This window comes from Streptomyces viridosporus (genome assembly GCF_002078235.1).
In the GTDB taxonomy this organism is placed as follows: Bacteria; Actinomycetota; Actinomycetes; order Streptomycetales; family Streptomycetaceae; genus Streptomyces; species Streptomyces viridosporus.
This window is the reverse complement of record NZ_MSGP01000369.1, coordinates 1-10,252: the sequence shown is the minus strand read 5'-3', so window position 1 is coordinate 10,252 and position 10,252 is coordinate 1. Positions and strand designations below refer to the sequence as shown.

The 10,252-nt window shown below is 74.8% G+C and carries 7 protein-coding genes and 1 pseudogene; 6 read left to right on the top strand and 2 right to left on the bottom strand.

Translation table 11 applies throughout. The features are described from left to right. Positions 1-1,225: aldehyde dehydrogenase family protein (locus B7L92_RS25640; RefSeq protein WP_438364022.1), on the bottom strand; the 1,225-nt coding region annotated here is incomplete at its 3' end. A 248-nt stretch (positions 1,226-1,473) separates the two neighbouring features. On the opposite strand from B7L92_RS25640, the gene B7L92_RS25635 reads away from it, so the two are divergent. The 5 genes from B7L92_RS25635 to B7L92_RS25615 all read left to right on the top strand — a co-directional run bounded on the left by B7L92_RS25635 (position 1,474) and on the right by B7L92_RS25615 (position 8,056). Then, entirely contained in the window at positions 1,474-2,943 is a 1,470-nt protein-coding gene (locus tag B7L92_RS25635) for a PucR family transcriptional regulator (protein WP_081239766.1), read from the top strand. A gap of 347 nt (positions 2,944-3,290) precedes the next feature. Then, complete coding sequence (locus B7L92_RS25630; RefSeq protein WP_004985358.1) at positions 3,291-4,568, top strand: aspartate kinase; 1,278 nt, start codon at positions 3,291-3,293, stop codon at positions 4,566-4,568. Next, complete coding sequence (locus tag B7L92_RS25625; protein ID WP_081239765.1) at positions 4,568-5,641, top strand: aspartate-semialdehyde dehydrogenase; 1,074 nt, start codon at positions 4,568-4,570, stop codon at positions 5,639-5,641. The genes B7L92_RS25630 and B7L92_RS25625 overlap by 1 nt, the downstream gene beginning before the upstream one ends. A gap of 475 nt (positions 5,642-6,116) precedes the next feature. Continuing rightward, complete coding sequence (locus B7L92_RS25620) at positions 6,117-6,713, top strand: SigE family RNA polymerase sigma factor (RefSeq protein ID WP_255311133.1); 597 nt, start codon at positions 6,117-6,119, stop codon at positions 6,711-6,713. Next, positions 6,710-8,056 carry a hypothetical protein gene (locus B7L92_RS25615; RefSeq protein WP_081239764.1) on the top strand — a complete coding sequence of 449 codons (1,347 nt, stop codon included), beginning with the start codon at positions 6,710-6,712 and terminating at the stop codon, positions 8,054-8,056. Before B7L92_RS25620 ends, B7L92_RS25615 begins: the two co-directional genes overlap by 4 nt. Before the next feature lie 37 nt (positions 8,057-8,093). Here B7L92_RS25615 and B7L92_RS25610 read toward each other — a convergent pair whose 3' ends face one another. Then, positions 8,094-8,915, bottom strand: a complete 822-nt coding sequence (locus B7L92_RS25610) for an SURF1 family protein (RefSeq protein ID WP_304364712.1) — start codon at positions 8,913-8,915, stop codon at positions 8,094-8,096. A gap of 143 nt (positions 8,916-9,058) precedes the next feature. Here B7L92_RS25610 and B7L92_RS25605 point away from each other — a divergent pair. Then, positions 9,059-10,252: pseudogene (locus tag B7L92_RS25605) on the top strand (S9 family peptidase); the annotation flags it as partial.

Genomic DNA, 10,252 nt, shown 5'->3' with positions numbered 1-10,252 from the left:
GGCCTGCCGTGCCAGGTGGTCCACCAGCCAGGGCAGGTCCGGGTCCGCGGGGCCGCCGGAGGCGACGGCCGCGGCCAGGCTGGGCTGCAACCGCCCCAGCAGGTCCCGCAGGTGCGGTGTGCCGTCGTACTCGACGACGAGCGCCACCGGNNAGCAGCCGGGAGCCGGGCCGCAGCGCGTCGGCGGGGGCCGTGAGGACGGCCGGGGCGGCGGCGAAGGCGCCGTCGGCCGCCTCCGCGCGGGCCACGGGCCGCGCGCCCGCCGCGACCAGGTCCGCCAGGCCCTGCCGGTAGGCCGCCGCGATGCCCTCGGTGAGCAGCCACCCGGGCCGCACGCCGGCCAGCGCCCCGGCCGCGGCCTCGGCCGCGCCGCTGCCCCGGGGGGCGAGCAGCAGGCCGGGCTTGGTGCAGAACTGTCCCTGCCCCAGGGTGAAGGAGTCGACGAAGCCGGTGGCCGCCCCCGTCACGCCGGCCGCGGTCGCGGCGGCGGCCGGGGTGAGCACCGCCGGGTTGACGGTGCCCATCTCGGCGAAGACGGGAACGGGCACGGGGCGCCGGGCGGCCCGCTCCACCAGGGCCGTGCCCGCGGTCTGCGACCCGGTGAACGCCACGGCCGCGACCTCGGGGGCGTCGACCAGGGCGAGCCCCGCGTCGAAACCGGTGACCAGGGCGAAGGCGCCGGCCGGGGCGCCGGCCGCGCGCAGCGCGTCGGCGACCAGGGTGCCGAGGCGGGCGCTCAGCAACGGGTGCGCCGGATGCGCCTTGACCAGGACGGGGCACCCGGCGGCCAGCGCGGACGCGGTGTCGTGGCCCGCCACCCCGAAGGCGAACGGGAAGTTGCTCGCGCCGAACACCGCGACCGGGCCCAGCGGCCGGTTCATCCGCCGCAGATCGGCCGGTCCGGCCCGGTCGATCCGCACGTCGAGCCAGCCGCCCTCCGCGGCGACCTCACCGTAGAAACGGGCCTGCGCCGCGGCCCGGCCGACCTCGCCGCGCAGCCGGTCCGGGCCCAGGGCCGTCTCGGTGTCGGCGAGGGCGGTGAGTTCCTCGGCGTGCTCCTCCAGGGCGTCCGCGACCGTCCGGAGCCAGTGCCTGCGCACCGTCGGCGCGGTGGCGGCGATCCGCGCGGCGTCGCCGGCCGCCGCGGACAGCAGTCCGGCCAGTTCCCGGGGCCCGGTGTGCCGCGGTCCGCGGGCCGACGCTCCGGTGCGCGGGTTGCGGCTCACTTCGGCCGCCGGGGCCGTCCGCGGGGCGCGGGGCCGGTCGGGCCGGGGGTCCGGCGAGGCGGCCGGGACTGGCTCGGGAGAGGCGACATCGGTGGTCACGAGGCGTTCCTTCCGTGGAGAGGGAGCCGGGTGGTGCTCAACCTAGGGACCGCGGGGCCTGGAGTTCCTCGGATGTTCCGACCGATAATGCGCGGACCTTGTGCGGATCGCACAGGCGCCCATCGCCCCATCGGCCGCGGGAAGGCCCCATGCCCACACTCGACGTCCTGGTACGCGCCCTGGGGGACGACCTCGCGCCCGTGTCCCCCGCCGCCCCGCCCCCGCGCAGGGTCACCGGTGTCCACATCAGCGAGCTGGCCGACCCCACGCCCTACCTCTCGGGCGGGGAGCTGCTGCTGACCACCGGGCTGGGGCCGGCCGGCGGCCGGACGATGCAGGCGCGGGCGTACACCGCGCGGCTGGCGGCGCACGGCGTCACCGCGCTGGGCATCGGCCTGGGCCCCGTGCACGACACCGTCCCCGAGGCGCTGGCCGGGGCCTGCGAGGCCGCCGGTCTGCCGCTGCTCGTCGTCCCCCCGCCCACGCCCTTCCTCACCGTCGCCCGCACCTACTGGTCACTGGTCGCCGCGGCGGGCCGGGAGGAGCTCAGCACGGCGCTCGGCGCCCACCGCGAGCTGGTGCGGTCGGCCGCCGGCCCCGACCCGGTGCCGGCCGTGGTCCGTGCCCTGGCCGACGCCGTCGAGGGCTGGGCGGCCCGGCTGAGCCCGGACGGCGAGGTCATGGAGGTCTGGCCCCGCAGGCACCGGACGAGCGCCCGCAGGGCCGCCACGGAGGTCGCCCGGCTGCGCGTCGCGGGTCCGTACTCCTCCGCGACCTTCCCGCTGGGGGAGGACGACGTCGTCCTCCAGCCGCTGACCGGCCACGGCCGGCTGACCGGTTTCGTGGCCACCGGGTGCCCCCGGCCGATGAAGGCGCCCGACCGGCAGCTCGTGCTCACCGCGTGCGCCCTGCTGGCCCTGCAGGGCCAACAGCAGCGGCGCGGGGTCGCCGCCGCGCGGGCCGCGCGGGCCTGCGTGGCCCGGCTGCTGTGCGCGGGGCACGTCGACGCGGCCCGGGCCCTGGCCGCGGACCTCGGCCTGCCCGCGCTCCCCCCTCGGGTGCGCCTGCTGGGGCTGGCCGGGTTCGGGCACGGCCGCGGGGACGACGTGCTCGACGCCGTCGAGCCGGCGGCGCGGGGCGGCGGGCAGCTGCTGGCCGTCGCCGAGCCGGACGAGGTCTGGGTCCTCGTCGGACCGGACGACGCGCAGGCGGTGCCGGAGGCGGCGCGGCGGTACGTCGCCGCACACCCGTCCGCCGCTCGGGCCGCGCTGGGGGCCGAGGCCGAGCTGGGGCAGTTGCGGTGGCAACTGCCCCCGCTGCGGCACCTGCTGGCGGGGGTCCCGGCGGGGACGCTCCACGACCGGGCCGACCGCGGCGTACCGGCGGCCCCCTCCCTGGAACCGCTCCTGAGCCATCGTCGCGCGGACCTGGTCGCCACGGTGGCCGCCTACCTGCGGCACCGGGGGCACTGGGAGCGCGCCGCCGCCGACCTGGGCGTGCACCGGAACACGCTGCGGCACCGCATCGGCACCGCCGGCCGGCTCCTGGGCGCGGACCTCGACGACCCGGACGTGGCCAGCCGCACCTGGCTGGCCCTGCGCGAGAACGGCCTGGCCTGACGCGCCGTCCCGGAGGGGTCCGGCAGGGTCCCGCCCGCCGTGCGGCGGCGGATCCCGCGCGCCGCGCGCGCCCGACGGTCGCCCTCCCGGGGCCGGGACGCGCGGGCGGCCCGCCCGCGGCCGGCACCGCCTCCCGGCGCCCGGCCCGACGCGCGTGGACTGTGACCCGGGTCGCTTTTCCGAGTGGCGGGCGTCACCCTGGGCATGAGCCCCAGCGCGGGCGGCCGGGTATCTCACGATGCGGTATCGCGGAGGGGTTTTTCGGGCGCTCGATAGACTGAGCCGACCGCGGTCTGCACACATGTGTGCGGAACGTGGGAAAACGACGGACTGAGCGAGGAGCGCACGTGGGCCTTGTCGTGCAGAAGTACGGAGGCTCCTCCGTAGCCGATGCCGAAGGCATCAAGCGCGTCGCCAAGAGGGTCGTGGAAGCCAAGCAGAACGGCCACCAGGTGGTCGTCGTGGTTTCCGCGATGGGCGACACGACGGACGAGTTGATCGATCTCGCCGAGCAGGTGTCCCCGATGCCTGCCGGGCGCGAGCTCGACATGCTGCTGACCGCGGGAGAGCGGATCTCCATGGCCCTGCTGGCCATGGCGATCAAAAACCTGGGCCACAACGCCCAGAGCTTCACCGGAAGCCAGGCGGGTGTCATCACCGACTCGGTCCACAACAAAGCCCGCATCATCGACGTGACACCCGGCCGGATCCGTGCCTCGGTGGACGAGGGCAACATCGCCATCGTCGCCGGCTTCCAGGGCGTCAGCCAGCAGGGCAAGAACATCACCACGCTCGGCCGCGGCGGCTCCGACACCACCGCGGTGGCCCTGGCGGCCGCCCTCGACGCCGAGGTGTGCGAGATCTACACCGACGTCGACGGCGTGTTCACCGCCGACCCGCGCGTGGTGCCGAAGGCCCGGAAGATCGACTGGATCTCGACCGGCGACATGCTCGAACTGGCGGCCTCCGGGTCGAAGGTGCTGCTCCACCGCTGCGTGGAGTACGCCCGCCGGTACAACATCCCGATCCACGTCCGCTCGTCCTTCAGCGGACTGCCGGGCACGTGGGTCAGCAGCGAGCCGATTCAGCGAGGGGACAAGAAGGTGGAGCAGGCGCTCATCTCCGGTGTCGCGCACGACACCTCCGAGGCCAAGGTCACGGTCGTCGGCGTGCCGGACAAGCCGGGCGAGGCGGCTTCGATCTTCCGCGCGATCGCCGACGCCGAGATCAACATCGACATGGTCGTGCAGAACGTCTCGGCGGCCTCCACGGGCCTGACGGACATCTCCTTCACGCTGCCGAAGACCGAGGGCCGCAAGGCCATCGACGCCCTGGAGAAGGCCAAGTCCACGATCGGCTTCGACTCCCTGCGCTACGACGACCAGATCGGCAAGATCTCGCTGGTCGGCGCCGGTATGAAGACCAACCCCGGGGTCACCGCCGACTTCTTCACCGCCCTGTCCGACGCGGGCGTGAACATCGAGCTGATCTCGACCTCCGAGATCCGCATCTCGGTCGTCACCCGCAAGGACGACGTGCCGGGAGCCGTCCGCGCCGTGCACTCCGCCTTCGGGCTGGACTCCGACAGCGACGAGGCCGTCGTCTACGGAGGCACCGGCCGCTGATGTCCGCGACCGTTCCCCCGGAACGTTCCGCGCGGCCGACGCTCGCCGTCGTCGGAGCGACCGGGGCCGTCGGCACGGTCATGCTCCAGATCCTGTCCCAGCGGGCGGACATCTGGGGCGAGATCCGACTGATCGCCTCCCCCCGCTCGGCCGGCCGCAAGCTGGCCGTGCGCGGTGAGCAGGTCGAGGTCGTGGCGCTCACCGAGGAGGCCTTCGACGGGGTCGACGTCGCGCTGTTCGACGTCCCCGACGAGGTCGCCGAGCAGTGGGCGCCCGTCGCCGCCGCGCGGGGCGCGGTGGTGGTCGACAACTCCGGCGCGTTCCGCATGGACCCCCGGGTGCCGCTCGTCGTCCCCGAGGTCAACCCGCACGCCGTGCGGATGCGGCCGCGCGGGATCGTCGCCAACCCGAACTGCACCACCCTGTCGATGATCGTCGCGCTGGGCGCGCTGCACGCCGAGTTCGGCCTGCGCGAGCTGGTCGTCTCCTCGTACCAGGCGGTCAGCGGCGCCGGTCACGCGGGCGTGCGGACGCTGCGCGAGCAGCTCTCCCTGGTCGCCGGTACGGAGCTGGGGACCGGCCCCGGTGACCTGCGGCGGGCCGTGGGGGACCGCACCGGGCCGTTCCCGGAGCCGGTCGCGCTGAACGTCGTGCCGTGGGCCGGGTCGCTGCGGGAGGACGGCTGGTCGTCGGAGGAGATGAAGGTCCGGGACGAGTCCCGCAAGATCCTGGGCCTGCCCGCGCTGCCCGTGGCGGTCACCTGTGTGCGCGTCCCGGTGGTCACCACGCACTCGCTCACCGTGCACGCCCGCTTCGAGGGCGAGGTCACCGTCGACCGGGCCCGCGAGATCCTCGCCACGGCGCCCGGCGTGGTGCTGTTCGACAACCCGGCCGCCGGGGAGTTCCCGACTCCGGCGGATGTCGTCGGGACCGACCCGACGTGGGTCGGACGGGTACGACGGGCCCTGGACGACCCGACGGCGCTGGAGCTCTTCGTGTGCGGGGACAACCTGCGCAAGGGGGCCGCGCTCAACACGGCGCAGATCGCCGAGCTGGTGGCGGCCGAGGGGTGAAGAGCACCCGGGCACGAAAAGCCCTGGACCCCGCATGATTCCTTTGTAAGATCCTTGTAAGTTCGGCGAGCCGGTCTCGTGGACCGGACCACTTGAACCGGCCTGCCTCGCAGCCGAGGATTTACTCCCCGCCCTCCGCAACCGAGCGGAGCGCGGGGAGCGTCTTTGCGGTCACCCCTTCGGGGCGTGGGGGCGCGTTCTTCCGGGCGTGGGGACGCCTGGAACCGGACGTGGGGACGTCCGTTCACATGGAGCACAGGGGAAGAGCGGGACGCATGAGGGCATGGGATGTGCTGTCGGTGGTGCTGCCTGACACGGGTGACCGGACGACGGAACCGGTCGGCTCAAAAGTGACGCCCGGCGCGTACAACCCTTACGGAGGGAAGCGTGTCCAACTGGCGTGGCTGAGGTACTCGACTTCACAGCGCCGCGTGGCAGGACCCTCCGTCCTCCCCGTCCGGCCCTCCGACCCCGTATGCCGGGTGCGTCCGGTGGCATGCCGGTGATCGCGCCCATGCCCGCAGCGCGCCCCGCCCGCATACCCGGTCAGCGTGACGGAGCCGACGACGCCGTGGCGGCCGGCACCACCGTCGACCACCTCACCGAGACCTACCGGGCGCACTACCGCTCGCTGCTGGGCCTCGCGGCGCTCCTCCTCGACGACACCGCCTCCTGCGAGGACGTCGTCCAGGAGGCCTTCATCCGTGTGCACTCCGCCCGCAAACGCGTCCGGGACCCCGAGAAGACCCTGGCGTATCTGCGGCAGACGGTCGTCAACCTCTCCCGCTCCGCGCTGCGCCGCCGGATCCTGGGCCTGAAGCTGCTGTCCAAGCCCATGCCCGACATGGCGAGCGCGGAGGAGGGCGCCTACGACCAGCTGGAGCGCGACTCCCTCATCAAGGCGATGAAGGGGCTGCAGCGCCGCCAGCGCGAGGTGCTGGTGCTGCGTTACTTCGCGGACATGACCGAGGCGCAGGTGGCCGAGACGCTCGGCATCTCGCTGGGCTCGGTGAAGGCGTACGGCTCGCGCGGCATAGCGGCGCTGCGGGTGTCCATGGAGGCGTCGGCATGAGCGACGGCAAGGACACGCGGCGCCAGGAGCACGAGCCGGAGGGCGTGCGCCCGTCCGGCGACGCCCACGAGCCGAAGGGTCCGCCCGCGCCCGAAGGCACGGGGGAGTCCGGCGACGCGGGGGAGCCCGGTGACACGGGCGAGCCGGGGGACGCGGACGAATCGCGGCGGGCGCGGGCGCTCGAGCCCGAGGGCCCGCCCGAGACCGAGCCCGAGCCGTCGGAGGAGCCGACGCGGCCGTACGCGCTCGGGAAGCCGCACGGACAAGAGCCGAAGCAATCGCACGCTGGGAACGGAACTGTGAACCACGGCCCCGACGACCAGGGCCCCGAGGAACTCGACTCGGACGAGCTGGCACTGCGCACGATGCTGCACCGGGCGGTGCAGGAGGTGGAGCCGAGCGACGGCACGCTGGACTACCTGCGCCGGGCGGTCCCCGCCCGGCGGGCCCGCAAACGGCAGGCCCTCGTCGGCGCGGCCGCCGCCGTGCTCTTCGTCGGCACCGCCGTCCCCGCCGCCGTCCACGTCTCGAGGACGACCGGCGCCGACGCCAACCCGTCCGCCGTCGGCCACGCCTCGCAGACGCAGGGCGGCACCGGCGGGGGCAAGGGCCCGGGCAACAGCGAGACCACCGCGGGCGGCACCTCGAACCAGGTCGAGGGAACCGACAAGGACGGCAAGAAGCACGAGGACGAGGACGGCGCGGGCGACGGCACCGGCACCGGCGCGGCCGAGGGGACCGGCCCCTCGGCCGGCGCCACGGCCGGGGCGACCGCCTGTACCGCCGACCAGCTCGGCCCGGCGACCGCGAGCAGTGCCGCCCCCGACTCCACGGGCGCGGTCTACGGCTCCTTCCGGGTCACCAACGTCTCCGCCGCGAGCTGTACCGTCGACGCCCCCGGCACCGTGGGCGTGACCACGGCGGGCGCGGCCGACGCCGCCAAGGTGGGGACCCCGGTCCGGCACGTGGCCGGCGACGCGGCGGCCGGTCTGCCCGACCCCTCCCGGGAGGCGGCGAGCCTGGTGCTCCAGCCGGGCGGGGCGTACGAGGTGAAGTTCGCCTGGGTGCCCTCCGAACCCTGCCCCACCACGGGCGGCGGCACGGGCGGCAGCACCGGCGGTCCCTCGCCCGACCCGTCGCCCTCCGACAACCCGCCCACGACGAGCGGCGCGTCCACCGGGACCGACAACGGCATGTCCACGCAGCTGCTCCTGGAGGACGGCACGGCCGACGGCAGCGTGACGGTGACGTACACGGCGGCCACGGGTTCGGGCACGGGCACCGCGACGGTGGGCAACGCCTGCGCGGGCACGGTCTACTGGACGGGCCTGCTGGGGACGTGACACCGGGGGCCGGTCCGGCCCCCGGGCCGGTCCGGCGTCACACCGCGGACGGGCTGCCCGACCGCTCCGACGCCGCGTCCGGCTCCTGCTCCTGCTCCCCGTCCGGGAGCAGACCGATCTCCGCGTCGCGGGCCAGCTCCACCTCGCGGCGCAGCAGACGGAACCACATGAAGATCACGAAGCCCACGAAGGCGAACCACTCGGCGGTGTAGCCGAGGTTCTGGAACGCCTTCAGGTCGAGGCCGGTCCCGCCCGGCGCGGACGCCGGCACCGCCTTCATCCCCGCGTCCCCCCGGTTCAGCGTGACCCAGGCGTCGTACACGTCGTACGGCACCAGGTTCACCAGCGAGGCCGCGCTGATCGCGGCGGTCTGGCCGTCCGGCAGTCCGCCGCGGGCGCTGACGCCGTTGTTGCCCGGCGTCTCGGACGCCTGGAGCGCGCCGGTCACGGTGACCTCGCCGGTGGGCACCGGGGGTGCCTTCGCCGGGTCGGGGTCACCGGGCAGCCAGCCCCGGACGACGGGCAGCGCCTTGCCGGTGTCGGTGCGCAGCAGCGTCAGGACGTAGTGGCCGGGCTCGCCGTCCAGCGTCCGGTCGGGGACGAGCAGCTGTTCGTCGTACCGGCCGGTCGCGGTGGTCTGCTTGCCGGAGGTCGCCTTGGTCACCGGCAGCAGCCGGTCCAGCGGCCTGGGCGCCTCCTGCTGGTCCGAGGCGACCTGCTCCTCGGCGTCGCGGTGAGTGTCCACCCGGTCCTCGAACCGACCGAGCTGCCACGACCCCATGTAGATGCAGAAGGGGATGGCGAGGAGCACGAAGACGTTGATCCCCCACCATCGGGGCGTCAGCAGAAACCGGTACACGCCCTCCACGGTACGGTGCTCCCGGCCGTATCCGGTTCGCGGGGTCACCCCGGTGGCGGAGCCGGTGAAAGATCCGGTGGAGGTTGTCCACAGCCTGGGGATCCCGGCGGCGCGACACCCGCCGGGACGGGCAGTATGGGTCCATGACTGAGAGCAACGGGTCCGACGCGCCGGACCGGACGGACGAGATCGAGCGCACGGTGGAGCAGGGCGAGCACATGCCCGACTGGGAGAAGCGCTTCCGGGCGCCCAGAGTGTCCCTGCCCGACTGGGCGGAGGACGCACCCGACCGCTCCCTGTTCGTGTCGAACGCGACGGGGACGTACGAGCTGTACGCCTGGGACCGGTCGACGGGCGAGCAGCGCCAGGTGACGGACCGGCCCAACGGCACGACGGACGGCGTGCTCTCGCCGGACGGCGAGTGGATCTGGTGGTTCGACGACAAGGACGGCGACGAGTTCGGCGTCTGGCGCCGCCAGCCGTTCTCCGGCGGCGAGGACGAACTCGCGGCGCCGGGCCTGGACCCCTCCTACCCGGCCGGCCTCGCGCTGGGCCGGGACGGCCGTACGGCGGTCGTGGGCCGCTCCACGGACGAGGACGGCACGACCATCCACCTGGTCCGCACCGGCGAGCCGCCCGTGGAGATCTACCGTCACCGCGAGTCGGCGGGCGTCGGCGACCTCTCCCACGACGGTTCGCTGATCGCCGTGGAGCACACCGAGCACGGTGACGCGATGCACTCCGCGCTGCGGGTGCTGCGTCCCGACGGCACGACGGTCGCCGAGCTCGACGACACCGAGGGCGGCGCCGAGGAGCTGGGCCTGGAGGTGCTGGGCTTCGCCCCGGTCGTGGGCGACACCCGGCTGCTCGTCGGCCACCAGCGGCGCGGGCGCTGGGAGCCGATGGTGTGGGACGTGGCGACCGGGGAGGAGACGGACCTCGCCCTGGAGCTGCCCGGCGACGTGAGCGCCGAGTGGTACCCGGACGGCACCGGCCTGCTCATCGCGCACGGCTTCGAGGCCCGCGGCGAGATCTTCCGCTACGACCTGGCCGAGCGCCGGCTGGAGAAGATCCCCACCCCGCGCGGCGCGGTCTCGGGCGCCACGGCCCGCCCCGACGGCAGCGTGGAGTACCTGTGGTCGTCGGCGGCCGAGCCGCCGGCGGTCCGCTCCACGACGGGCGGTGTCGTCCTCGACCCGCCCGGGATGAAGTCGCCCGGCTCGGTCCCGGTGGAGGACGTGTGGGTGGAGGGCCCCGGCGGCCGTATCCACGCCCTGGTCCAGAAGCCCGCGGGCGCGACCGGGCCGCTCCCGACCGTCTTCGACATCCACGGCGGC